The 360-nt window shown below is 36.1% G+C and carries 1 pseudogene; it reads left to right on the plus strand.

The annotated features are described in order from the left end of the window. Positions 1-133: 133 nt before the first annotated feature. Positions 134-360 (plus strand): annotated as a pseudogene (locus tag ACFINS_RS09855) (invasion-associated locus B family protein); the annotation flags it as partial.

Raw genomic sequence — 360 nt, forward strand, 5'->3', positions numbered from 1 at the left:
TTGCTGTTGGTGCTGTTTATACATCTGAAGATGGAAATATTCGTTCTAATTTATCTATCACGAATGCTGGAGGTCACTGGGGAGTAGGCGCAGGGATTACTTTGAGGCTGAAATGATAAAAAAAACTGATATCATGATAGAAAAACGAAGTATTTTGATAAATATTCTGTTCTTCCTTGCCTTATTAGGCAAGGGAGAAAGTTTTGCTGACGAAAATAATAGTGTTTATACGGTGCATCCACCGCACTTATCTATTCCTAATGGAGCAGCTGGTGAAACACGTCGAATCATTATGCAGTTTTATTATTGGACTTTAATTTGTGATGAAAAACAAAAGCTTAAGCAAGGCATATGTAATGT

This window comes from Bartonella sp. AA2SXKL, from assembly GCF_042197205.1.
Classification (GTDB): domain Bacteria; phylum Pseudomonadota; class Alphaproteobacteria; order Rhizobiales; family Rhizobiaceae; genus Bartonella.